Consider the following 24,749-nt stretch of genomic DNA (forward strand, 5'->3'; position numbering starts at 1 on the left):
GCATGAACCTGAGCCGAATCACCCCAGTCATCCCCCTTAATCCCTTGGACGGACGTTACCGCAGACAGACCGTCGATCTGGTGGACTATCTGAGCGAACCTGCCTTGAACCGCGAGCGCATGCGGGTCGAGGTCGAATGGATGATCATGCTGGCAAACGGCTACCAGGGCAACGGCCAGCACCCGGTCTTGCCAGGCGTAGAACCTCTGACCGAGGTGGAACAGGCCTATCTACGAGCCATACCCGAGGATTTCGATGCCGACGGCATCACCGAACTGGCAGGCATCGAAGCGCAGACCCACCACGATGTCAAAGCCGTGGAATACTACATCGACCGCCGTCTGGAGACTGCAGCCACAGCACTTGGCTCCGAGTCCCAACTTCCAAGGCTGATGCCCATGGTCCACTTCGCCTGCACCAGCGAGGACATCAACAACCTAGCCTATGCCCGCTGCATCCGAGGCGGGGTCGAGCAGGTCTGGCTCCCCAAGGCCACCCGGATCGAGGAGCATCTGGCAACCATGGCGGAGCATTACCGGGATCTGCCCATGCTCGCCCTGACCCACGGCCAGCCGGCCACACCCACAACCCTGGGCAAGGAGATGGCGGTCTACGTCCACCGATTGCACCGGCAGCTGGACCGGATCCACAATCAGGACTACATGGGCAAGATGAATGGCGCCACTGGAACCTTTGGCGCCCATCTGGCCGCCCTGCCGCAGGTGGACTGGATTGATCTGACCCGGACCTTCGTCGTGCAGCGGATGGGTCTGGTCTGGAACCCACTGACGATCCAGATCGAGTCACACGACTGGCAGGCCGAGCTCTTCAGCAACATCGCCCACCTAGGCCGGATCCTGCACAACCTGGCCGTGGATATTTGGATGTACATCTCCCGCGGCGTCTTCGCCCAGGAGCCCGTCAAAGGCGCGACAGGGTCCAGCACCATGCCCCACAAGGTCAACCCCATACGATTCGAGAACGCCGAAGCCAATCTGGAGATCTCAGGAGCCCTGCTGGACACCCTGGCCACCACCCTGACCGAAACCCGCTGGCAGCGAGACCTGACTGACTCCACCACCCAGCGCAACATTGGTTCGGCTCTGGGCTACAGCCTGCTGGCTCTGGACAACCTGGACGGCGGTCTGCAGACCATCCACCCCGACAAGGCACTGATGGCCCGCGAGCTGGACAGCAACTGGGAGGTCCTGGGCGAGCCCATACAAACGGCCATGCGGACCGCTGGACTGGCTGGACGCTCAGGCATGGATCATCCCTATGAGCAGGTCAAGGAGCTGATGCGGGGCAAGAGGATCGGCCGGGAGGATGTCGGACACTTCATCGATGGCCTCGACCTGGACCAGGACACGGCCAGTCGGCTCAAGGCCTTGACGCCGGCGACCTACACCGGCGCAGCCGAAACCTTGGTGGACTTCGATCGCGACTGACCATGACCCCGTCCCAGTCGACCATTACCCCCGAGGACACTGATTCCGCCGATCCCGTTAAGCCAGATCAGGTCGTCATCAGGGATACCCCGCCACAACGAGTCCACGACGCCGAGGACCTGCTTCGAGCCCTGGCGGCTCTGATCCTAGGGATCCTGGTCACCCTGGCAGCTGTCTATCTGAAGGGCATAGCAGCCGGGGTCGAGTCGGACATGCGTCAGGCCGGAAATGCCATGGACTGGCTCATGGACGTACCTACCGCCTTCCTTCAGCAGGCAGTGACCGTGACCGTGGTCCTGGCCGTGATTGTCCACCTGCTAATCAACAGAGAATGGATCCAGGCCATCACCGCCCCCCTAGCCATGTTCTTAGGGTTCGGGTTGGTCATGCTGACCTCCAACCTGATTCTGAAGGCGGGCAACCCGACCTTGATTGCCTCATTCAGCTCCCAGAACGCCATAGGGTCGCCCGTCCTTCTGCCTGACTTCTATGCCGGTCTGGCTGCCTTCCTGAGCGCAGCAGGACCCCGTCGCTTGCGCAGCTCGGTTAAATGGGGATGGAACGCTCTCTACATTGTGGCCGTCATCATGGTCGCCATATCCTCCAATTCGGCCAGCGGGGTTCTGGTCTCGCTGATCCTGGGACGGATCATGGGCATGGTTGTCCGATACCTGGCGGGCACGCAGAACAAGGGCGCCTGGGGACAGGGAGTGGTACAGGCCATAGCCTCCATCGGCATCCACGCCGCCAGCCTGGAACGTCAGGATCCGACTCTGGACGCCGATGGCCAGCCCCTGCCCGCCCTCGCCGACGACCTCATCGAAGCATCCCGCATCTACAGGGCCCGCGACAGGGATGGCCACACTTACACGGTGTCAGTCATGGACGGCCAGTTGCACACTGTGGGCTATCTGATGCAGCTCTGGCAGTGGATCAAACTGTCCGGAGTGTCCATGCGCAGAGACAGGTCAGTCAGAAACTCCATGCAACATCACATGGCCATGTTGGCTGAATTGCGGGATCTCGGGCTGACTGCCCTGCACCCCTATGGCTTGGCGGAGAGCGCGGAATCCTCAATTCTGGTCTTGGAGGATGACGTCCACCTTCGGTCCCTGGAACCTGGGAGTCTGAACACGGACAGGGCCAAGCAGCTGATGGACTACCTTCGCCAGGCCAACGAGCGCGGCTTCACGCATCGCCGCATCCGCCCGGAGACCCTAGCCGTAGACCAGTCAGGCTCCCTGGTCATCGCCGGTTGGGAGAATGGCGACAGCGCCAGTTCCCAGGCCAACATCGCCCTGGACCGAATCCAGCTTCTCGCCCTTATTGCCACGATGATTGGTGTAGATCAAGCCATCGAGGCCGCCCGTGCCTCCTGGGGTGTCCAGACCCTGGCTGGACTGTCGCCCTTCTGCCAGATGGTAGCCATTCCCTCACAAACCCAGGCCCTGGCTGGTTGGGATCGGCAGATTCTAACCGACTTGCGCAAACAGCTGCGGGCCATGGCTCCACCTGAGTCGGTGGCAGAGACTGGCCAGGTGACCCTTTCCCGATTCAGTCTGCGCAGCTTCATGGCCCTTGCCCTTTTGGTGGTGGCTGTGGCGGTCATCATCACCCAGTTCAACCTGCCCCAGGTCATCAGCGCCGTCCGCAACGCCAACCCTTGGATGGCCGGACTCTCCTTCCTGCTGGGGTCGCTGTCCTGGGTGGGCTGCGCCATCACCCTGGGGGTCTTCATCGACCCGTCCAAGCGCAACTTCAAGGGCATTTTCCTATCCCAGGTCGCATCCTCGTTCACCTCGGTCTCTATGCCCGCCGGGGTGGGGCCGGCCTTCGTCAACCTGCAGTTCCTACGGCGGGACGGTTATGACAACACCATGGCCACGGCCATCATGAGCGCCGTTGTTGCCGTCCAGTTCGCGACCACTTTCTGCCTGCTGATCGTCATTGGCCTGTTCACTGGACGCAACACCCTATCCGGGATGATCCCCACCAACACCCTGGTCATCGTCATCGGAACGGTGGCCATTGTCGCAGCCCTGATCATGGCCGTGCCTTACACACGGCGACTGGTTATGGAACGGCTAATGCCCATCGTGACCTCCTACGCGCGCCACCTTGTAGAGATTCTGACCCAGCCCAGGCAACTGGTGGTGGCCGTGCTTGGGGCCGTGCTGCAGTCAGCCGCCCTGGGCATGAGTTTCTGGGCCGCCCTGATGGCCTTCGGTTGTCGAACCAACGTCTTCGAGACCACCTTCGTCTTCCTCCTGGCCAACACTCTAGGCTCTGCTGTCCCCACCCCCGGTGGCCTGGGGGCCATAGAGGCGGTACTTTTCTCTGCCTTCCGCCTGGCTGGCGTTCCCTCGGGCGTGGCCATCTCAGCGACTCTGGTCTTCCGGGTGGCCACCTACTGGCTGCGCATTCCTCTGGGAGCCCTGGCAATGCACTGGCTGAGCAACCACAACCGCATCTGAAGAGCCCTTTGGGCAGCCCCAATCCCGAGAACCTCAAAAAACGCTTGATGAAATGTCGGAAACCCCCGGAAAATGCGGTGTTTGAGCCAAATCTGCGGTAATATCATTCATTGACCGTTGGGTTTTCCCAAAATCAAGCAATGGGAGGCCCCCGAAAGAAGGATGTTCTATGGCATACAACAAGTCTGATCTCGTTTCGAAGATTGCGCAGAAGTCCAACCTGACCAAGGCTCAGGCGGAAGCTGCCGTCAACGCCTTCCAGGATGTCTTCGTCGAGGCCATGAAGTCCGGTGAGGGTCTGAAGCTGACCGGTCTGTTCTCGGCCGAGCGTGTCAAGCGTGCCGCCCGCACCGGACGCAACCCCCGCACCGGTGAGACTATCAAGATCCCGGCCAGCTATGGCGTGCGCATCTCAGCCGGCTCGCTGCTGAAGAAGGCCGTCACCAACAAGAAGTGAAACCAGCCTTTTACAAGGGCCCCTGCATCCATCTACGGATGCCGGGGCTCTTTTTTTATAGTGAGATCTTACGGATGATCAGCAGTGCAAACCGGTCTTAGGCACTTGGCTTTGTGACACCACTCAGAAAGTCCATCAGAGATTGGTATCGGGGTGAGCCCAAATGGTCGAAGGGGTCAGGCAGGGTCACCTCGACCCGGTGAGAACCGCCCAGGACCAGATGGCTCCAGTCGCATAACCATGTGCGCGTTCCCCGGTCCGCCACACGGACAAAGTCGCCACGCAGACGGGCCCTGGTATCCTCTGGAGCTTGGTCCATAGCGCGCTGCACCTCGGAGTCGTCGACCGGCGAGCGCATGAGCCCATGCCTGACCAGACCGGGGAAGGATCTCCCCGCGCTCAGGTCGTGATAGTCCAGGTCCAGCGCCTCTTCCAGATCCCGTCCGGCGCCTCGTCGGCTCAGGCCCTGGAGAAGGCGCAGCTTGGCAGCCCAGTCCACCCAGTCAGCCAGATCCTGCCAACGCCCAGCATCCAGGGCATCCAAGGCCGCCCTCCAAAGCTGCAGGACACGCAAAGCCTGTGACCGGTCGATGCCTATATCCTCCTGCTGGTCGATTAAGGCCTCGCATGCCAGCCAATAGGCATTTTGCAGGCCCAGAGCGCTGATGCCGCCAGCCTTCATGGAATCCTGCAGTTCCAGGGTGACCCGGCCGGTCCGATCTCGGCTGACGGCTCGGACGGCTGCACCGGGATCAGCCAGGGCCCAGTCAGCCAGGTCTGGCCGTCGGCCCTGGCGGCAGGCTTGCTCAATCAGGTTCAGGACCAGGTGGGTGCTGGTCATCTTGAACCAAGTGGCCAGCGGCGACCGGTTGGTATCGCCTACAATTACATGCAGACGCCGCCATCGTTCGGGATCGGCCAGAGGCTCGTCACGGGTGTTGACCATGGGACGGGCACGGGTGGTGGCCGAGGAGACCGCCTCATCCAGAAAATCGGCCCGCTGGCTGAGCTGGAACCCATCGGGACTCAGACGACCTGCCCCGGTGATCAGCTGCCGGGTGACCAAGAAGGGGACCAGGCAGGCGCCAACCATGTCCAAGGGGACTCGCCGGTCAAGCAGATAGTTTTCATGACAGCCGAAGGCATGCCCCTGGGCATCCACATTGTTGGCAAAGACGTGAACCTTCACGGGCCTGTCCAGATTCCCCGCCAAGAACCTCCCGGCGCGATCCGCAAGGGCGATCATGATCTGCTCCCCGGCCAGCACCTGTGTCAGGGCTGTCAGCGGGTCACGGGCTTCCGCAGTGGCATACTCCGGGTGGGAGCCCACATCCAGGTAGAGTCGGGCGCCATTGGACAGATAGATGTTGGTTGACCCATGCCTCTCAATGAGAGGGCGGAACATAGCCATGGCCACCCTGCCGGCGGCGTAGGGGGCACTGGCGCCGGTCAGGCTCAGTCCATACTCGGTCTCGATGCCGAATATTCTGTGAAAGTCCGAGTCAGCCCCCTGCCCTTCCGCCATGGATCACTGGCCGCCCTTCTGGACGAAGCCCCGCACATACTCCTTGGCGTTGGTCTCCAAGGTGGTCTCGATGTCATCCAGGACGGCATCCAGATCGGACCCTGCCATCTGGTTCTGCTCTCGTGCCCCAGTCTGCGGCAGATCCTCTTCCTGCTCCTGCTGCCGCCCAGCTGCCACGCGCCGTCCCTGCTGGTGGGATGCCTCAGCCATCTTCGCTCTCCTTCCCGGCGCGGATCAGCGCCCGCTCAGATACGTGTTCAAATCCTTGGCGATGAGTCCGTTGGTGGCCACCACGTCGTTGCTGCCCTCCCAGCGCACGTGTCCGCCGTCCCAGCGCCAGAGGGTGCCCTTGGCCTCCCGGACCACGACAGCCGCCGCAGAGACGGCAGGGATGTCCCAGGAGTGCAGGGCCGGTTCGAAGTAGGCGTCGTAGCTGCCGTCCGCCACCCGGCACAGGTCCAGCGAGACCGGACCGACGCGCTTGATGTCGGCAGGCTTGCCAGCCATGCGCGAGACGATCTGCAGGACCTTTTCGGACTCGTTGGGGAAGTAAGACATGCCGAAGCTGATCACTGATCCGGTCAGGGTGGCCATCGTGGAAGGTATGATCTTCTCTCGCTTGTCACCCACGATGGTCCGTCGGATCCTGATGGCACCCTGGCCTTTGGCGGCAAGATAGGTCAGGCCCAGGACCGGGGCATGCACGATGCCCAGGACAGGTGAAGCGTGGCCCTTCTCGTCCACGGCGAACAAGGAGATGGTCAGCGTCCATTCGGCCATGTTGCGCACATAGTTGACCGGACCGTCAATGTGGCCCAGGCACCAGTAGCGGCCGCCCGGACGACGGTTGCCGGCCTCCTCCTCCCAGAAGCCATCCATGGGGTCCAAGGCAGCGATCTTGGTCCGGCAGTAGCGGATCAGGCGCGTGTCAATGCCCGGCGAGAACTGGGTACCCTGGCCGATGGTTGAGGTGGAGCGGGGATCGTGGGGATTGATCTGGTCCTGAAGGGCATGACGGCCGGCCTCCACAGCAATGGTGGCGACCTGCATGGCCAAATCGCGCAATTCCATACTTCTCTTCTCTTTTCAAACGGGTGGTCAAGGCATTGCGACCGTGGCCCACCGGTGGTCATTTGGTCGGATACCGGACTGTTTCTGCGCTATCAGCAGTATATGCCGCGGCCATCCCGGCAGGAAGACCGTGTGTGACTCAGCGGATCGGACAGATCCACAACTTTGGTCTCGGACTCTCCCTCCGGCCCCTGCCCCTCAAGAATGACACGACTCCAGGAAACAGCCCTGACCGCATCAGGACAACGGTGAAGCAGCTGGGAACGGCACCAGGCCCGAGTCTGCTCCGGCCCTTGGTCCATAGCCCTGACAACCTGGTCCGAGTTGGCCAGCCGCAGAACGGATCCACTGAGTCGCCAGAGCAGGTCGCGGCCAGGATCCACCCGTGCCCAGGCCAGATCCAGGGCCGCCAGACGGGGATCCGACCAGTCGGATATGAACCGTCGACGGCGCAGACGCTCCAAGAGCTGCCACTTGAGAAGCCATTCCAACCTGCCTGCCTGGTCATGCATGGCCAGACGGGCATCGTTGTCGCCCGAACGCACCAGAGCCAGATCCTCGAGCACCTGATCCCAGAGGTTTAGAACCCGGTCGTCGGCACAACCTGGCCGGTCGGCATCCCGTCTGGCCTGTCTGGTCGCATCCAGCAGTGCCTTTTGAATGGTCAGTGCATCGGCAAATCCTCCGTTTGCCAGGGCCAGAGGCTTGGTCAGAGTTACATCACGGGAAACCGTGTGCAGGGCCGACACTGGATCATCCAGCGTCCAGCGATCCAGCAGTTCATCGACCAGACTGGTCGAATCGCCCTCGGACTCCAAGAGCGTCAGCAGCAGATCGGTCGACCCCAGTTTGAGGACCAAGGGCGTATCCAACCGGTTGGCATCGCCCACAATCACATGGAGGCGGCGGCTGCCTGGCCCAGCATGGGACTCGTCCCGGGTATTGATAATAGGCCGCCCGAAGGTGGTCTGCAGTCCGATCCGGCTGGTCAGATAGTCAGCGCGCTGGCTGAGCTGGAAGCCGGCCTGCTCGCTCCTAGGCCCCAGACCCACTCTGCCCGAACCGGTATAGATCTGCCGGGTGACGAAATGAATGGTCATCAGGGCCGCCACCCTGGCGAAGGGCACCGCCCTGTCCATCAGATAGTTCTCATGGGATCCCCAGGCGGCACCCTTGCCATCCACATTGTTTTTATAGAGAGCCAGGCCTCCGGCCCTTTCTGCGGCCTGGGCCATCATCCGATCGCCCGCGCGATCCTGGACCAGTGCATCGAAGGCATTCGCCGTTTCCGCCGAGGCATACTCAGGATGGGCATGATCCACATAAATCCGAGCGCCATTGGGAGCTGCAACATCGATCAGTCGGGCGCCAGGCGCATCAGTGAGCATGCTCGGAACGGCAGCGGAACGCGGCAGCCGACCTCCCCTTGCATCATTGACCGGGTCCTCACCCCCGTAGTCCCAGCGGATGTGCGCCAAGTCCGGCCGGGCAGCGGCCCTTACCAGGCGCAGGGCCAAAGTACGTGGATCAGCGCCGGGATCCTGTGGATCGGCAACGGCGTACTCCGTCTCGGTGCCCATAACCCGCCCGGCACTCATGACCGCTTCCTTGGCCCGTCTACAGGGTAAACCTCCTGGACCTGCCCTGGGCGGAGTCCGGCCAGATCGGCCCAGCGGTCCGGATCCTGGCCGCGGAGCTCCTCTAGAGTGTCCTCATACTGCCCACGGACGGCCCTCATGCAGAGCCCGCGGCCAAGCCCCACCTGTCGACCCTGTTCGATGGAGGCCTTGACCGCCATGGTCTTGACCCGATCAACCAGGTTATGCAGCATGGCGCCAGAGACTACAGACTCCAGGTAGAGGGGCTGCCAGCGGCCCGTGGCATCCACGATCTTGCCCAGCAGGTGGTCATCATCCCGAGCGAAGAGTCCGTCGACCAGTATCTGAATCAGCTTCTCCGGCCCGGCGTCCTCCTCCATGGGCATGTCGGAGCCCAGATACTTGCCCAGGATGGCGGCCGACCTGATCCTGTCGGGCCGGTCGATGCGGATCTTGACATCCAGCCGACCAGGACGCAGAACCGCCGGGTCGATCATGTCAATGCGGTTGGAGGCACCGATAACCATGACCTGGTCCAGGGACTCGACACCGTCCAGCTCGGTCAGGAACTGAGGGACGATGGTGGTTTCAACATCTGACGAGATGCCCGATCCTCGGGTTCGCAACAGGGAATCCATCTCGTCGATGAAGACCACCACCGGTCCACCCTGGCCTGCCAGGCTGCGGGCCCTGGCGAACAGGCGGCGGACCAGCCGCTCCGACTCGCCCACGAACTTGTTGAGTACCTCGGGGCCCTTGACCGACAGGAAGACCCCGTGGCCGTCACTCTCCTGGGCCAGGGCACGGGCCAGGGCCTTGGCGATCATGGTCTTGCCATTGCCGGGCGGCCCGTAGAGCAGGACGCCCTTGGGGGCTTGAAGCCCGTAGCGGCGCATCAGATCAGCATGCTGGAAGGGCAGCTGGACTGCATCCCGGATGCGCTCGATCTGCCTGTCTAAACCGCCAATATCCGAGAAGTCCACATCAGGAGTTTCTTCCAAGAGCATGTCGGCCTGGTCCGACTCAGGCAGGACAGCCAGGGCCATTGAACAGCTTTCGTCCATGAGCAAGGCGCTGCCCGCCTCGATGGGCTGGTCCTGCAGAGAACCCGCACGAGCAGCGACGCTGGTCTGTCCGGAGGGGTCTTCCACCAGCAGGGCACCGGATCCCAAGGTCTCCCGCAGCGTACGGACCTGTCCGGTCACCGGCTGATCGCCCACACGCACCACCACCATGTCGGCGTTGAGCAGAACCTCCTGGCCGGCCCGGATCCGCTCAGCGTGGATGTCTGGCGCCAGAGGCACCACCATCCGCCTGGAACCGTTCAGAATCAGCAGACGAGCCTGCTGCACCCCCTGGCTGTCATAGGCGACGGAATCCACGCCCAAGGCCAGAGCGACGGTCAAGGGCGGTTGACCCAGCTGAGCCAACTGGCTCTTGGCCTTGGATAGTTCCTTGGCAGCCCTGGTCAGCGCCGCAGCCAAGGCCCGGTTGCGCCGATCCCCGGCCCGGTCCTGGTCATTTGCATCGTCAGATTGCTCAACATCATCGAACTGCATGGCTCCCTTTTCCCTCCTTCGTTCACCTCCAGAATCCGCGCATGGCCTGGACAGCCAGCGGGCGGAGGGCTCAGCTGCAGCGGGCGCCGTCTTGCAACCGAGCGCCACGGGCCCAGTCCATAGCCTTCATGGCGCGCTTGCCAGCAGCCTTGACCATCTGCAGTTCCAAAGGCAGGGTCTTGGTGCCTACCCAGAGGTGACGACGGTCCATGGCCAGCCGACCCGGCTCCAGATGCGGGGGAAGACCGGGCTCATCTCCTCGGGCTGGCGCCGCCCTGAGCACGGTCAGCCCTGTCTGCTTGTCCTGCTGATCATCGCCCTGCCGATACAGACACCAAGCTCCCGGTTCCGGACTGCAGGCCCGGACCTGTCGGTCCAAGGCAAAAACGGGCACATCGAAACGCATGTGGGCATCCTGGTGGGTGATCTTGGCGGCCACCTGGTAAGCGCCCTGCATCTGCTCCTTGGGTCGAATCCGACCTTCCGCAAGGGCCTCCAGACTGGCAGCCAACAGGCGGGATCCATCCTCAGCCAGGCGATCCAGCAGCTCGCCCGAGGTTTCGTGCGGCCCGATCTCGACCGTGGACTGGGCCAGGATAGGGCCTTCATCCATGCCGGCCGTCAGCCGGAAGACCGTGGCGCCGGTAATGGTATCCCCGGCCCAGATGGCTCGTTGCACTGGAGCCGCACCCCGCCACTGCGGCAGCAGGGAAAAGTGCAGGTTGTACCAGCCACCCTCAAAGGCGTCCAGGACCGGCTGACGCAGAATCCGCCCGTAGGCCACCACAGCTGCGCAGCTGGCTCCTGTATCCTGCAGCCGCGCTGGAAAATCCGGATCGGATGGGTTGTTCTCAAGAACGGGAATCCCCAGCTTCAGAGCCTCAGCCTTGACTGGACTGGGCTGCAGATGCCTTCCGCGCCCCTGGGGAGCGTCGGGTCTGGTGAGCACGGCAGCAACCCGGAAATGCTCCTGATCGGCCATCAGCAATCTCAGAGATGGCAGGGCGACCTGAGGCGTGCCCGCAAACAGCAATGTCATGACCATATCGGCAATCTCCTTTTCATCTGACGGCTGTGGACCTCTGCACTTTCACTGCACCTGAGGGATGTTCACCCCTGCATTGATCAGGGCGGTGCGCAGTCCGTAGGGGTCGCTGAATCGCAGGCTGCGGATGCCAGCCTTGTTGGCGCCGACTACATTCATACCTTTGTCATCCACAAAGAGGGTCCTGCCAGCCCGGATTCCGAACCGATCCAGGGCATAACGGTAAATGGCCGGGTCTGGCTTGCGCATATGGACGGGTCCGGAAACCACCACTCCGTCCAACCTATGCAGGAAGGAGTCGCCGTCCCAGGCGTGATGGAAGAGCTCAGCACCCCAGTTGGTCAACCCCCAGACGCCTAAGCCTGCCGCCTTCAGGTCCTCCACCAGCATGCGGGCACCAGGTACCGGGCCGGTCAGCGAATCGACAAAGTGGTCACAGTAATAGGCGAACATAGCGTCCCAAGGGGACCCGCAGTTGTCGGCTACCCAGTCACGGGCCTGGGCGCAGGTGGCTCCACCGTCCATCATGTTGTTGGCCCGGTAGAAGCCGGAACGGCTGTCATCCAGCATGGCCTCAATGCTCCTGCGTCCGTATCGGGCCACCATGGCCATCTCGGGCTTCCAGCCGATCAGGACGTTGCCGAAGTCGAAGATGACCTGCTCGATGGGCTGACCCTGAACCTGTGCCGCCGCTTGCTCGGCCTGGATCACATCTGCCTCAACCCGGATCTCCCCTGGCCATCCCTTCATGACTCTCCGCCTTTCCTGAATCCGTCCATATGCGTCTCTGCCTGCGCCCCCTCATGAAACCACGCTGCATAGACCCCGTGCATAGACAGCAGAGCGGCAATCAGGTCAGGTCCTTGGGATCCATCCGGAAACGCAGCTCTCCTCGCCCGCGACCGGCCACGTACCTGGCCTGAGCCTGCTTGAGATCGTCAGCCAGCTTGTCCCGCTGGCTGGTGGGCACCCGAACCAAGGCTCGGACTCTATCCTGGGTTCCCTCCAGATAGCCACCCTTTAATGTGGAGGGCGCGGGTATGGGCACAGGCCCAAGCAGGGCAGGAACAGGCTCGGTACCAGCATCTGTCGCAGCTTCCTGGCCCGGCGTAATTCCGACGGCGTCCAGCATCCAAGTGATAGCCTCCCTTTCGCCCCAGATTGCAGCCATGCCGACCGCAGGTGGCATGGCTGTCAGCCGACGGTCCTGCAGATCGGCGGCGGCCAGCACCGGCCCCTGCCAGGTCATCAGCGCCTGGGCCAGCTGGGGATCGCACTCCCCCAGCAAGAGCACCTGACCTCCCTGGGCCCGGGAGCGACAGAAGGAGGCCACACGCATCCAGGCTCCCAGGGTGTCCATGCGCGCATCGACACCAGGGGCATACAGACTGGTCCAGGCGTCCAGAATGGCCACGGCACGGTATCCTCGCGACAGCCGGGGCAGATCCGAATCGCTGGTGTCCTTATTGTCGTCATCCACGCTCGAAGCGACCACCCTGGGCTCGGCACCTGGGGTGGCGATGACAAGACTGGGACGATCCTGTACACGCTCGACCACACCTCGGGGCTGGCTGGGCGAAGAGATGACGATGGGCACATTTCTGAAGAGCATGCGCAGCTCCTGGGCCGTCCCAGCGGCGCCTACCCTGACCACCTGAAGCCGTGAACCCCCACAATCCGGGCAAGACCAGTCCGTAGCTGCAGCCCCGCACCAGGCGCATCGTGGCGCGCCAGGCCGCCTTGCCCGCAGGGGCCCGGTGCAGCGCGGGCAACGAGCCTGATGGTGGCAACGAGCGCAACTCAGACTTTCGAAGATGCCGTCCTGCGGGATGGACAGCAGAACCGGACCACGCTCCAAGGCTTTGTTTATAACAGCGACGGCGGTATGAGGAACCCGAGCTCCCATGGTCGGGTCGGCCAGATGGCTCAGCTCCTCCCGGTTCAGCCAGCGGATCCAGGGCAGCAGGGCCGTCACCGCAGACCGGCCTATCGTCAAGGCGGTGCCTGGACCAGTCACACCAGAATCCGCCTCGGTGGACTCGGGCAGACTCTCCCAGTGGGAACGCACGCTTCTGGCACGGGCCATGGCCAGGAAGACGCCGCCGTGGGCACGCGCCCGCAACCTCAGCACTCCGCGGGCGTTGGCATAGGGCATCATCCCGTCGGCATACTGATAGCTGGCATCGTCCATCAGGGCGAAGAGGGCAGGACCTTCCACCGGGGCGTACATGGCAGCCCGCAGCCCGATGGCGCAGCGGACCTGACCAGAGGCCAGCGCAAGGTAGGCTCTGTAGCGCTCGGCAGGAGCCATGCCGCTGTCCAGAATGGCGAAATCACCAGACCAGCCGCGGGCCTCCTGTTGGCCAGGACCTGCAACCACAGAAGGGCCAAAAGGATGCAACCCCAACTGCTGGAGGACTGCCGACAGGTGCGCCACCTGACGGGCGCCCGGCAGCACCATAACCGCCGCCCGTCCGGCCAGCAGGGCTCCTATCAGCACCCTGGCAGCCAGCAGTGCGGCCTGGTCCATACCGGGCAGAATGTCAGTCAGATAGGCAGCGAAAGCATCCTCTTCCAGCGACTGATCCAGTTTCTCCAACCCCTGGTAACCCGGATCAAGCCCCTGCTTCAGCTTCTGCTGCCGCTGGGCCAGCCTAGCCACCCAGGCGGGGTCAGACGCCAAACGAGGCTGACCGGGAACCAGTTGCTGCTCCTTGTCGATGCGGGCTACGCGAGGGGGCAGGGCCAGCCGCAGAATGTTGGCCTCAGTGCCCCCATAGGCTCTGGCGATAGCAGTGATGTCCGCGCGCAGGGAAGATGAAATCAGGCTATGATCCAGCACCACCCGTTCCAGGTAGCGCAAGGAGGCACGGGGAACCTGGCTGTCTGCCACGCGCTCCCAGATGATGCCGTTGACCCTGCGCGCCCCGAACCGGACGCGAACCAGACATCCCAGCTGTGCATGATCGTCCTGGTCGGCATCCACCAAGTAATCGAAGGTCCCGCCCAGGTGAGTCGCCTGCACGTCCAGCACCACCCGTGCCACAGGGAGTTCATCGGCCGGTCGGCGCGGAGGTTTCTTCCGACTGCTGCCCGACCGACGGCGCGGAGCAAGACCGTCCAGGGCGGGCTGACTGACGTCCTGCGAATCCATGGCTCCTCCCCTCGTTTTCACCATTGAGAGAGCCACGGCGGATTCCCCAGTCAATGACCCGGGAAACCCGCCGTGGCTCTTGATGAACAGCTACTACCTGGTCATGCCGATGGCGGCCTTGAGCTCGCCAACCTTGTCCACCTGCTCCCAAGTGAAATCGGGATCCTCCCGACCGAAGTGCCCATAGGCCGCGGTCTTGGCGTAAATGGGCCTCAACAGATCCAGCTCATCGATGATAGCTGCAGGCCGCAGATCGAAGACCACGCGCACAGCCTCCTGGATCTGCTCCCGGCTGACCCCCTGCTCGGTGCCGTAGGTCTCCACGTTGACGCTGACCGGTTCGGCCACGCCAATGGCGTAAGCCACCTGGACCTCGACCTTGTGTGCCAGTCCGGCGGCCACGATGTTCTTGGCTACCCAGCGCGCAGCGTAAGCCGCGGACCGGTCGACCTTGCTGGGATCCTTGCCAGAGAAAGCACCGCCTCCATGATGTGCCGCACCTCCGTAGGTGTCCACAATGATCTTGCGACCGGTCAGTCCTGCGTCAGCCGCAGGACCGCCAAGGACAAAGGAACCGGTCGGATTGACCAGCACACGGTAGCCCTGGTGCTCCACAGCCTGACCGCAGACACGATCCAGCACGGGCGTGATGACATGCTCCGTCAACTGCTCCTGCAGCCAGTCATGCCCAACCTCTGGATCGTGCTGGGTGGAGATGAGGACCGTATCCACCCGGCGGGGCCGGTCATCTTGATCGTATTCGATGGTGACCTGGGTCTTCCCATCGGGCCGCAGGTGGGGGATGATCCCCTCCTTGCGCACCTGAGCCAGCCGGAAGGCCAGCTGGTGGGCCAGATAAATGGGCAGGGGCATGAGTGAATCGGTCTCATCGCAGGCGTACCCGAACATGACCCCCTGGTCGCCGGCCCCCTGGGACTGGTAACGCTCCTCGCGGGTGGCGGCGCTCTCCTGGCTGGCCGACAGCCGTTCCACACCCTGGTTGATTTCCTTGCTCTGCTCGCTCAGGGCCACGGTCACGCCGCAAGAATCCGCGTCCAGTCCAATTTCAGACGATGTGTAGCCGATCCTCCGCAGCACCGACCGGACCTGGGACTGGATGTCCGTGTAGCCCTGGGACGACACCTCTCCGAAAACGAAGAAGAGTCCAGTGGCCGCCGAGGTCTCCACAGCCACATGCGAGTGCGGATCCTGGGCGATCAGATCGTCCAGGATGGCATCGGAAATCTGGTCGCAAACCTTGTCTGGATGCCCCTCGGTCACCGATTCAGCCGAAATCAGCCGTCGCTCTGTCATTTCATTCACCTTTGTCTAGAAACCGTCACCGCTCGGGGACCTTGCACCGGGAGTCGAAGACTCAGTTGCCTTCGCTCAGATCGTCCTCGCCCAGGGTCTCCTCAAGCAGGCCCTCGTTGATTTCACGGAAGGCTATGGACAGAGGCTTCTCCTGGTTCTGGTACTCGACCAGCGGGCCGACGTTCTGCAACAGACCCTCATTGAGTTGCGTGAAATAGGAATTGATCTGACGGGCCCGCTTGGCTGCGAATATAGAGAGCGCATACTTCGAATCGGCGTGCTTCATGAGGTCGTCGATGGGAGGATTCGCAAATCCCTGCGGATGGGGCTCGGTACCGAATGCCATAAGATGTTTCTCCAATTCAACTGGATGAACCATTCATTCAATCTGTATAATTTTACCGCCCGGGCTCGATTTTATCCTGGGATGCTTCTCTGCCGGGAAAAGCAGTGCAAACAAGCCGGAAATTCCAACATGTGGTCATGTTCAAACCGTTGATGCCCGTGATCACTTGAATAAAACTATGCAGATGCGATCAGCCAAGTTGATGAAGGAACGAGAGTTCGCAGGCGCCCGTGCTCTCTATCGTGCCGCCGGCGTCAAGGGCGAAGACTTCGGTAAGCCCATCGTGGCCATCGCCAATTCCTTCTCTGAATTCGTACCCGGCCACGTCCATCTGAATAAGGTGGGGCGCCTGGTCTCCAAGGCTGTCAAGGAAGCGGGCGGCATCCCCCGCGAGTTCAACACCATCGCCGTAGACGACGGCATCGCCATGGGCCATACGGGCATGCTCTATTCCCTGCCCAGCCGTGACCTGATAGCGGACGCTGTGGAGTACTCGGTCAACGCCCACTGCGCTGATGCCCTGATCTGCATTTCCAACTGTGACAAGATCACCCCCGGCATGCTCATGGCAGCCCTGCGTCTGAACATTCCCACGGTCTTCGTCTCCGGCGGCCCCATGGAGGCTGGGCGTACAGTCATGCCCGATGGAACAGTCCATGAAAGCACCGATCTGATCGACGTCATGTATGCTTCGGCGGACGACAACATCGACGATGCAAGTCTGCTGGCACTGGAGAAGACGGTCTGCCCCACCTGCGGATCCTGCGCCGGCATGTTCACCGCCAACTCCATGAACTGCCTGACTGAGGCCATGGGGCTGGCCCTGCCCGGCAACGGCACCACCCTGGCCTCGCACACAGCTCGAAAGATGCTCTTCGAGCGAGCCGGCAAGCTGGTCGTCGAGATTGCCAACCGGTACTACCGGGATGACGACGACTCGGTCCTGCCACGGTCCATCGCCACCAAGAAGGCCTTCGAAAACGCCATGACCATGGATGTGGCCATGGGCGGGTCAACCAACACCGTCCTGCATATCCTTGCTGCCGCGCAGTCGGCGGATGTGGGTTTCACCCTGGACGACATCGAGCGCATCTCCCACACGGTTCCCTGCATCTGCAAGGCCTCTCCCTCCGGAGACTGGGAGATATCCGACGTCCACCGGGCCGGTGGCATCTGCGGCATCCTGGGCGAGCTGGACCGCGGCGGGGTCCTTCACCAGGATACGCATTCCATCGATTACCCGGACCTTGAGTCCAAGCTCAACGACTGGGACATCATGCGTCCCACCTGCTTGGACCAGGCCAAGGAGCTCTACCACGCAGCGCCCGGGCGCATCACCTCCCCCGAGCCCTTCAACCAGTCCAAGGAGTGGGAGGACCTGGACACCGACCGTGTCAACGGCGCCATCCACGACCTGGATCATCCTGCTGTCTCCGAAGGCGGCCTGGCCATACTTCGCGGCAATCTGGCCCCCGATGGCTGCGTTGTCAAGACCGCAGGCGTGCCCAAGGAAATCTGGAACTTCCGCGGACCGGCCCTGGTGGTCGAATCGCAGGAGCAGGCCGTGGAGGTCATCCTCAACGGCACTCTGCACAAGGGTCAGGCCCTGGTCATCCGTTACGAGGGACCCAAGGGTGGCCCTGGCATGCAGGAGATGCTCTACCCTACTTCATTCGTCAAGGGCAAGGGCATCGGCAAGGACGTGGCCCTGCTGACCGACGGCCGCTATTCAGGCGGCTCATCGGGCCTGGCAATCGGCCATATCGCTCCTGAAGCAGCCAACAAGGGCCCCATCGCTCTGATACGCAACGGCGACATGATCTGCATCGACATCCCCAACCGGCGTGTAGACGTTGAACTGAGCGATCAGGAACTCGCCCGGCGACGCGCAGAACTGGAGGCCGGCGAGGGATACATGGCTCACAGGGACCGCAAGGTCTCTCTGGCGCTGAAGGCCTACGCCGCCTTCGCCCGCTCGGCAGACAAGGGCGCCACCCGCGACCCGGATCTAATCAACCGACTGTCGGGTCTGGACCGATAGAGGCTGAGCCCAGCAGCAAGACTGACCATAATGCCCGGTCATCGAATCACCAATCGATGCCCGGGCATTCATTATAAAGAGATGCATCACTCAGACGAGTACGGTCGTCTTGGCAGGCACAGTTTCCGAAACTTCGGATGAAGACGGTTCCGCCTCCACAGTTTCTTCTAGATTGTCGACTCGGAATTTAAGCACCATAGTCAGGAGGAAGGCCACGAGCATACCTGCCAGGCAGGCGCCCAAGTAGACAACGAACCCATGACCGAAGAATATGGGCAAGGCAGCCAGACTGGGAAAGGCGAAAGCCGTGGCCTGTACGCCGGAAAGTCCTGCGATGACGCCGCCTATGCCCCCGCCGACGCAGACGGCCAAGAGTGGCCTCTTTCTGGGCAGATTGACTCCAAACATAGACGGTTCCGTGATACCGAATAGGGCCGAAACCGTAGCTGACAGACAGGTTGATTTGAATGCCTTGTCATGGCTCTTGAACATCACGGCCAGCGCAGCTCCTGCCTGCGCGAAGACCGCCGGACCCATCATGGCTAGAACGGTATCATGACCGCTGACGGCAATGTTGTTCATGGCTATGAGAATCAGACTCCAGTGGAATCCGAAAATGACCATGGGCTGGACAGTGGCCCCCAGCAAAAGTCCAGCAATGACCGGTGAGAGTGCGTACACCCATTCATAGCCAGCTGCCAGTCCGTCACCAATGATCTTGCCTATGGGACCAAAGGCAAAGAGGGTGAGGAGCCCTATGACCAAGATGCAGACCAGAGGCGTCAGGAATCCCCTAATCACTTCGGGCAACACCCTATCCAGCCATCGTTCCAAATAGACCAAGACGCCAACGGCCAGAATGATGGGTATCACGCTGGAGGCATACTTGACACCCAGGATCGGAATGCCGAGAAACCTGATGGTCTTGCCGACCTCCTGTACCGCAACCAGATTGGGATAGAGCAGCATGCCGGCGATAACCACAGCGATGAATGGATCAGCACCGAACTTCTTGGCTGACGTGTAGGCCAAGAGCATGGGCAGGAAGGTAAACAAACTGGAGGCCATGGCATCCAGCACAAGATAGGTCTGGTCGCTGGTGCTCAGCACATGGGTCGTCGTCAGAATGACGAGGACACCTTTCATGATGCCGACGGTCGACAGCAGATTGACTATTGGAAGAAAGATGCCCGATATTCCATCAATGACGATATCAAAAAGTTCTTTGGCGGACCGCCCTTTCATAATACGCCGCCGAAATCGTTGACCAGAGCCGGCTCAGTGCTCTCCATCACTTCTCCGTTGGCACTCATCTGGGGATTCTTTCCGAAGTACTCCACTTCGTCGGCATCCTCCAGATAGCATTGGAGCGCTCCTACCAGATTCGCATCATTCTGGAATTTGCAGGCTGCCACCTCGGCACGTGAGACGTGATAGGGACAGGTGGCATAGAGTCGGTCCAGATTGCTTCGGATGGCTTCTATTAGAGCCGGCTGGGCCGATATACCACCGCCAATGGCAAAACGTTGAGGATCGCAAATGTTCTGAATGTTGTATATCTGTACCGCCACATCGTGCGCATAGGAATCAAGGCATTCCAAGGCCGTCTGGTCTTGCTCGTCGACCGCCTTGAAGAAGGCGACACCGTCTACATCCGAAAGATCAAGGTTCTTGCGCTCGGCATAGGTCTTGCACAAACCGGTGGCACTGCATTGGTTTCCCCACACGCCATCCTGGGTCGGTGGATCCTGGGAAGAAGTCATAATATAGCTGACCTCCCCGGCGGAAAAATGGCGTCCGGGGTAGAGCTGGTGATTGACGATGAAGCCACCACCGATCATTGTGCCGAGAATAATGACGAAGCCATCCTGCACATCCTGCAGGCTGCCGACTCGGGATTCGGCCATGGCTGCGCATTTGGCATCGTTCTGAATGACGATGCGCACAGGACAATTGCGGAAGAGAGCGTGCCTTATATAGAAGTCGTCGTTGTATCTCAAGGCACCGCCCATGGCGCAGTAGCCTTTTTTGCTGTCGATAATTCCGGGCATGGATATGGCGATCCCCTGCACACCCGGCTCTTGTTCGAACAACTGGGTCAGAGCCCCAATCAGTTCGTCACGCCCACGCTGAGGCGTAGGCATGGAGTTACGAGAAACGATTGAGGTGTCTTCCAGCATGTAGGCATATTTGATGGTGGTGCCACCAATGTCTACGGTAAGAATTTTCATGATGCATCCTTGCATAACGAACTTCGCATATCAGACAAGTACTTCGTATCATCCTCGCCCCGGTTATCCAACCATTCAGGAGGAGAATACGCAGACGGGGGCATGAATACCGCTAATGCCATGCCCCAGAAGAAAATGACCGCTCCACTCGGTCATCGCTAGCAGTCGGCCATGGTCCTTCCGGCACCAACCAAGCCTTGGAAGTCAGCGTTGAAGACTTCTACTGCAGCTGAGATCGCTTGGTTCTTCACGAGGCCATCGATTATGGACGAGCTAAGCGTAGCCGCTCCGATGCCGTACTGGGCCAGCTCCAGAACCTGCTGCGAATTCTTGAAGCTGGCGGCTAGGACCTCACAGTCAAGATCATTAGTACGGAAAATGTCATGAATGGTCTTGGCGGCCTGAACGCCGTTGTAGCCCATGTTGTCAATCCTGTTGATGTATGGGGCTGCATAGGAGGCTCCGGCCTTGGCGGCCAGAAAACCTTGCAGAGGCGTGTAAATAGCCGTCGCAGTCACCTTCACACCTTCGGCTACAAGGGTCTTCATAGCTTTGAATCCCTGGGGTACGCTGGGAACCTTGGGGAAGGTGTTGGGCCCGAGCTCTTCGACGATCCTGTGCGCATCAGCCACCATGCCGGCACTGTCGGTAGCGACCACCTGTGCATGCAGTTCCAAATCCGAACCAATGATGGAGCGTATCTCTTTCAGAACCTCGAAGGGAAGTCTGCCCGCTTTGGCCAGAATGCTGGGATTGGTGGTGACCCCGTCAATAGGGTAGATGTCAATCAGCCTTCTGATGGCTTGCGTATCGGCATCATCGATGATCAGTTTCATACTAGTGTCCTTCACTTATCTAGATGGACTTTGTTTATGTAGGGCCTGCCGGGAATGACTTCCCGGCAGGCTAAATGGTGTTCAGAACGTCTGCTCAGTCCGCTCGATGATGTCGTCCTGTGTAGCCTTGGATAGCACCGTAAAGAAGGCGCTGTATCCGGCTACCCTGACAATCAAGTCCCTGTGCTTGTCAGGGTGAGCCTGAGCATCCAGCAGGGTGTCGCGGGAGACCACGTTGTACTGCACGTGGTAACCGTGCAACTGGTCGAAGAAGGCGCGGGTGACCTGGGAGAGCTTTACCCGGTTCTCCGGCTTGGCCAGCACCTGCGGCGTCATCTTCTGGTTGAGCAGGACCCCGCCAGTAATGTCCTCAGTCGGCAGCTTGGACACTGATTTAAAGACAGCCGTAGGACCATGCTTGTCTGCCAAGTGAGAGGGACTGCAGCCTTCGGCCAATGGCTCGCCGTTCTTGCGGCCATCGGGGGTGGCCAGAGTCCCTGCACCCTGGGGAACGTTGGCTGAGATGGAGCTTGTGCCGGCGCTGTAGGTGCCGCCGATGGGACCACGGCCGTACCGTGTGTTGTGGTACTTCTTCATTTCGTCGATATACACGTCGTAGGCCTTGCGGATCAGGCTGTCGACGTAGTCGTCGTCGTTGCCGTACTTGGGAGCCCTCTGCATGAGTCGGCGAATACGCTCATTCTCCTCGCCTTCCCAGTTCTCCTGCATGGCCTGCCAAAGCCTGGCAGGTGTGACCTTGTGCTCCTCGAAGACCATCTTCTTCACGGCAGCCAAGGAATCGGCCAGGTTGGCTATACCCACCTGCAGGTCGGAGATGAAGTCATAGTGCGCTCCGCCCTCCTTCATATTCAGTCCACGCTCGATGCAATCATCGGTCAACGCGGAGCAGAGAATATCAGCGGTGTCATGTTCGAGAACCATGTCGCATGTGGCGTCAATGATGACACACTGCCTGCACATCTCGCGAATGACCTTGTCCCAGCAGGCTTCGACCTGATCGAAACTGGTGAAGTTTGTAAAGTGACCGACCCCTTCGACTAGCTTGGTACCGCTAGCCGGGTCCACGCCGTCATTCATGGCGATCAGCAGAGCCTTGGGGAAGTTGAGGAAGCTCATACCCGTGCATCGGTATCCCCACTTACCAGGAACAGCGGTCTCTACGCATCCTATGGCCGAATACTCGTAAGCATCCTCGCGGCTAACACCCTTGTCGATGAAGCTAGGGATGATGATCTCATCATCGTTGAAGGCCGGCATGCCGAAACCGCAACGAACCACCTCAATGCACTCTGACATGAAGTCATCGGGCAGGTTCTCGTGATAACGAACCGTGAGGTTGGGCTGTGTCAGATGGCTCTGAGCAACGGACTTGAGAATGAGCCAGCTCATGGGATTGGTGGCATCCTGGGGCTGACCGTTCACCAGCTTCTGGCCGCCCACTGTTACATTCTGATACAGGGGTGAACCAGCAGAGAATTGCGTGTGGCTCCATGGACGGATCTTGTTGATGGTGTAGGTCTTCAGCCAAAGGTTGGTCATCAGTTCGACAGCCTGGGGCTCATCAATGAGCCCGGCCTTCAGATCCTTCTCATAGAAGGGATCCAGGTATTGATCCATGCGCCCATAGGAGAGCGAGTGACCGTTGGATTCGATCTGCAGGGCCAGATGCACCAGCCAGACCGACTGAACGGCTTCACGCAGATTCCTGGCGGGCTCATAGGGCACGTGCTCCAAGGCTTCCGCCATTCCACGCAGCTCCTCGGCACGCTTGTCATTGCCCTCGTCAGCTGCCTGCCTGGCCTGCTTCAGCGCCAGCTCAGCGTAGCGGTGAGCAAAAGTCTTCATGGCGTCAATCACGATGATGATGGCCCTGTAGAAGTAGCTCTTGTGAATGTTCCGGTAATCGGTCAGATCGAGCTCATCCAGCTTTTCCTGAGCCCGACGGCTGAAGTCCTTGAGGCCATGGCTGAGAACGACAGCGTAGTTGACGGCGCAGTGTGCATCGCCAGAGGTGATGTTGCCCTCAGACTTGATGATTCCCAAATCATAAAAGAGCTTGGAGTGAGGAGGGAAGGCTGCCAGTCCACGATCCTGAAGCGTGTTATGCTCCCAGAAGGGTGCAATGGAACGCAGCCTCTCCTTGTTTTCTTCGGTGATGGTGAAGACGTCGCCGTCACGCTTGTCGAATTGGTCCAGCTCATCAATGACCCAGCCCATAGCATATTCGGGATAGATGGGTGCAGCTCGGTTGGCCGAGGCCTGATTGCCAACAATGAGAGTTTCCGGCTCGATGTAAATAGACATCGATTCCAAAACCCGCTTGAGCATGATGGCTCTCTTTATGGCCAGCGGCTGATCCTGACATTTTTTATATACCTCAGTGGTGATCATCGCACGCTCGACGTCGACCTTCGGGGTCACCGAGAGGAGCTGATCACGGAAGGACTCCATCCGGGGTGTCAGCTTGCCGAAATGTTCTTCGTTCATTTTTCTTCCTTCCAGAACACCGCGATTCGGGTCTTTCTGTAAACCGCTAGATCCACACCACAGTGTGCTCCAAATCACATTTCACTAGAAAACTATCATACGTTAGCAATAAATGCAATTTTGAAACGTATATTTCTTTTATTCGTAAGAGACAAATAGATCATATGATACACAGGTATGGTTTGCACATTGATAATGGACACTGATGAATCTCATTCGGTCTTCGCTGCGCGACTCACAGCGAAGACCGTCAATCAGCCACTCGCGCAGGAAAGAAAGAAAAAGGCGAGCGGTGCAGTAGATGCCCAAGAAGGGCACTCAATACATGGTTTATACCGTCTCAGTAGATTCTCGTGTCAGACTGTCTCCAGATCGATGCCATGATCCAACAGCTGTTTCGATGCTTCTGCGGTAATGTTGTTATCGGTGATAACCATGGTGCTTTTTTGAGGAAGATTCAGCGAGACCGTGCTGCCATGGCCAAACTTCTCGCTCTCCGTAAGAATCACAATGCGCATGGCGTGCATGGCCATGTCACGGACAGCCTGAGCCCGCATCTGATCACGGTTGGCGAACCCGGTATCAGGGTCAAACCCATCAGCCCCGATGAACATCACATCCACCTGTATGCCAGTAAGACACAAGGGAACCATGGGACCCACCAGAACTTGGGCGCTGTGCTGATAGATACCGCCAATCAGAATAATCTGGCAGTTGCCGGCATCACCGGTATAGTGAGCCACGAAGGCACTGTTAGTGATGATGGTCAGGTCCTTTTTGGTACGCGCCAGCTCAACCGCCAGCAGAGCGCAGCAGCTGCCATTCTCCACGATGACCGTGCCGCCGTCAGGCACACAGGCGACAGCCCTACGCGCAATCCTCAGCTTCTGCTCATAGTGACGAGCCAAGCGACCTTCGACATTGTCTGTGCTTTTGATGGCAGCATACCCATGCTCTCTGGTGATGAGACCACGACTCTCCAGCTCGTTCAAATATTTACGTACGGTCACCTGAGAGACGCCCATACCCTTGGCGATCTCGCTGACCTCCATTCGCTCTCTGTCGATGAGCATCTCAAGGATGCCGTTGGCACGATTGTCCACCTGAACCCGTCCTTAGTCGAGAGGTCACCCGCCCCGTCA

Annotated in this window: 19 protein-coding genes; 4 read left to right on the plus strand and 15 right to left on the minus strand. The window is 60.3% G+C overall.

The window, feature by feature from the left end:
• The first annotated feature begins 2 nt into the window (after positions 1–2).
• From purB to GYM67_RS06040, 3 genes are all read left to right on the plus strand, one after another.
• Positions 3–1,448 carry an adenylosuccinate lyase gene (purB, locus tag GYM67_RS06030; RefSeq protein ID WP_220236063.1) on the plus strand — a complete coding sequence of 482 codons (1,446 nt, stop codon included), beginning with the start codon at positions 3–5 and terminating at the stop codon, positions 1,446–1,448.
• 2 nt (positions 1,449–1,450) lie between these two features.
• Positions 1,451–3,922, plus strand: a complete 2,472-nt coding sequence (locus GYM67_RS06035) for a lysylphosphatidylglycerol synthase transmembrane domain-containing protein (protein ID WP_220236064.1) — start codon at positions 1,451–1,453, stop codon at positions 3,920–3,922.
• A gap of 169 nt (positions 3,923–4,091) precedes the next feature.
• The gene (locus GYM67_RS06040; RefSeq protein ID WP_015022121.1) at positions 4,092–4,379 is read left to right on the plus strand and encodes an HU family DNA-binding protein; all 288 of its coding nucleotides are present in this window, start codon (positions 4,092–4,094) and stop codon (positions 4,377–4,379) included.
• Between the two features lie 97 nt (positions 4,380–4,476).
• On the opposite strand, the gene GYM67_RS06045 is transcribed toward GYM67_RS06040, so the two are convergent.
• The 10 genes from GYM67_RS06045 to rpoZ form a co-directional block, all read right to left on the minus strand.
• Positions 4,477–5,904 carry a proteasome accessory factor PafA2 family protein gene (locus GYM67_RS06045; RefSeq protein WP_220236065.1) on the minus strand — a complete coding sequence of 476 codons (1,428 nt, stop codon included), beginning with the start codon at positions 5,902–5,904 and terminating at the stop codon, positions 4,477–4,479.
• Positions 5,905–5,907: 3 nt separating this feature from the next.
• On the minus strand, positions 5,908–6,114 hold the full coding sequence (locus GYM67_RS06050) for a ubiquitin-like protein Pup (RefSeq protein WP_220236066.1): 207 nt from the start codon (positions 6,112–6,114) through the stop codon (positions 5,908–5,910).
• 24 nt (positions 6,115–6,138) lie between these two features.
• Positions 6,139–6,975 carry an inositol monophosphatase family protein gene (locus GYM67_RS06055; RefSeq protein ID WP_220236067.1) on the minus strand — a complete coding sequence of 279 codons (837 nt, stop codon included), beginning with the start codon at positions 6,973–6,975 and terminating at the stop codon, positions 6,139–6,141.
• A 92-nt stretch (positions 6,976–7,067) separates the two neighbouring features.
• Positions 7,068–8,573, minus strand: a complete 1,506-nt coding sequence (dop, locus tag GYM67_RS06060) for a depupylase/deamidase Dop (RefSeq protein WP_220236068.1) — start codon at positions 8,571–8,573, stop codon at positions 7,068–7,070.
• The gene (arc, locus tag GYM67_RS06065; RefSeq protein ID WP_220236069.1) at positions 8,570–10,132 is read right to left on the minus strand and encodes a proteasome ATPase; all 1,563 of its coding nucleotides are present in this window, start codon (positions 10,130–10,132) and stop codon (positions 8,570–8,572) included. The genes dop and arc overlap by 4 nt, the downstream gene beginning before the upstream one ends.
• A 70-nt stretch (positions 10,133–10,202) precedes the next feature.
• On the minus strand, positions 10,203–11,177 hold the full coding sequence (gene fmt, locus GYM67_RS06070) for a methionyl-tRNA formyltransferase (protein WP_220236070.1): 975 nt from the start codon (positions 11,175–11,177) through the stop codon (positions 10,203–10,205).
• A 45-nt stretch (positions 11,178–11,222) separates the two neighbouring features.
• Complete coding sequence (locus GYM67_RS06075) at positions 11,223–11,927, minus strand: HAD family hydrolase (protein ID WP_220236071.1); 705 nt, start codon at positions 11,925–11,927, stop codon at positions 11,223–11,225.
• Between the two features lie 100 nt (positions 11,928–12,027).
• Positions 12,028–14,331, minus strand: a complete 2,304-nt coding sequence (locus GYM67_RS06080) for a primosomal protein N' family DNA-binding protein (protein ID WP_220236072.1) — start codon at positions 14,329–14,331, stop codon at positions 12,028–12,030.
• Between the two features lie 93 nt (positions 14,332–14,424).
• A complete protein-coding gene (metK, locus tag GYM67_RS06085; protein WP_220236073.1) occupies positions 14,425–15,645 on the minus strand; it encodes a methionine adenosyltransferase in 1,221 nt (406 codons plus the stop codon).
• A gap of 61 nt (positions 15,646–15,706) precedes the next feature.
• Positions 15,707–15,991 (minus strand): DNA-directed RNA polymerase subunit omega, encoded by a 285-nt coding sequence (gene rpoZ, locus GYM67_RS06090; RefSeq protein ID WP_015022131.1) that lies wholly within the window; start codon positions 15,989–15,991, stop codon positions 15,707–15,709.
• A 178-nt stretch (positions 15,992–16,169) separates the two neighbouring features.
• Between rpoZ and ilvD the strand changes: the two genes are divergently transcribed.
• Positions 16,170–18,032, plus strand: a complete 1,863-nt coding sequence (ilvD, locus tag GYM67_RS06095; protein ID WP_220236074.1) for a dihydroxy-acid dehydratase — start codon at positions 16,170–16,172, stop codon at positions 18,030–18,032.
• Between the two features lie 90 nt (positions 18,033–18,122).
• Here ilvD and GYM67_RS06100 read toward each other — a convergent pair whose 3' ends face one another.
• The 5 genes from GYM67_RS06100 to GYM67_RS06120 form a co-directional block, all read right to left on the minus strand.
• The gene (locus GYM67_RS06100; protein WP_220236075.1) at positions 18,123–19,277 is read right to left on the minus strand and encodes a PTS transporter subunit EIIC; all 1,155 of its coding nucleotides are present in this window, start codon (positions 19,275–19,277) and stop codon (positions 18,123–18,125) included.
• Complete coding sequence (locus GYM67_RS06105) at positions 19,274–20,263, minus strand: ROK family protein (RefSeq protein WP_220236076.1); 990 nt, start codon at positions 20,261–20,263, stop codon at positions 19,274–19,276. Before GYM67_RS06105 ends, GYM67_RS06100 begins: the two co-directional genes overlap by 4 nt.
• Positions 20,264–20,421: 158 nt before the next feature.
• Entirely contained in the window at positions 20,422–21,099 is a 678-nt protein-coding gene (locus GYM67_RS06110; protein ID WP_220236077.1) for a transaldolase family protein, read from the minus strand.
• Positions 21,100–21,180: 81 nt separating this feature from the next.
• Positions 21,181–23,607 (minus strand): glycyl radical protein, encoded by a 2,427-nt coding sequence (locus tag GYM67_RS06115; protein ID WP_220236078.1) that lies wholly within the window; start codon positions 23,605–23,607, stop codon positions 21,181–21,183.
• A gap of 356 nt (positions 23,608–23,963) precedes the next feature.
• Complete coding sequence (locus tag GYM67_RS06120; protein ID WP_220236079.1) at positions 23,964–24,710, minus strand: DeoR/GlpR family DNA-binding transcription regulator; 747 nt, start codon at positions 24,708–24,710, stop codon at positions 23,964–23,966.
• Between the last annotated feature and the right edge of the window lie 39 nt (positions 24,711–24,749).

This window comes from Bifidobacterium asteroides (assembly GCF_019469425.1).
Classification (GTDB): domain Bacteria; phylum Actinomycetota; class Actinomycetes; order Actinomycetales; family Bifidobacteriaceae; genus Bombiscardovia; species Bombiscardovia asteroides_I.